This is a genomic window from Streptomyces sp. 7-21 (genome assembly GCF_016741785.1).
Lineage (GTDB): Bacteria > Actinomycetota > Actinomycetes > Streptomycetales > Streptomycetaceae > Streptomyces.
In genome coordinates, this window is record NZ_JAERRL010000054.1 from 1 (window position 1) to 361 (window position 361).

At 68.1% G+C, this 361-nt stretch carries 1 protein-coding gene; it reads right to left on the reverse strand.

Annotated features, from left to right (window positions below):
• Nucleotides 1-279: DUF742 domain-containing protein (locus JK356_RS21545; RefSeq protein WP_201870358.1), on the reverse strand; the 279-nt coding region annotated here is incomplete at its 3' end.
• Nucleotides 280-361 lie beyond the last annotated feature (82 nt).

Genomic DNA, 361 nt, shown 5'->3' on the forward strand with positions numbered 1-361 from the left:
CACGCCCAGAGGAATCCCCACCAGGGCGGAAACCTCAGCCACGGACTTCACCTCAAGGCAGAGGTGGCAGATGCGCTGGTGTTCCGGGAGCAGCCCCTGGAGCTGGTCGGGGGCGGCCGTCGTGCTCACCAGCGCCTCGATCGCCAGCTGGTACCGCGGCCGGGTCCTGCCCCCCGTCATCGCGTAGGGGCGTACCAGGGGTTGGTCACCCTCGTCCTCGTACGGGGCGTAGTGGTCATGAAGACCGTACGAGCCCTGCGGGTAAGGCGGGGTGGTCATAGCTCCTCCGAGCGGGACATGACGTCGTCAACGGGGGTGGTGGTGCTCATGGTGTGTGGGGGGGGGGAGCGGGGGTCAGTTA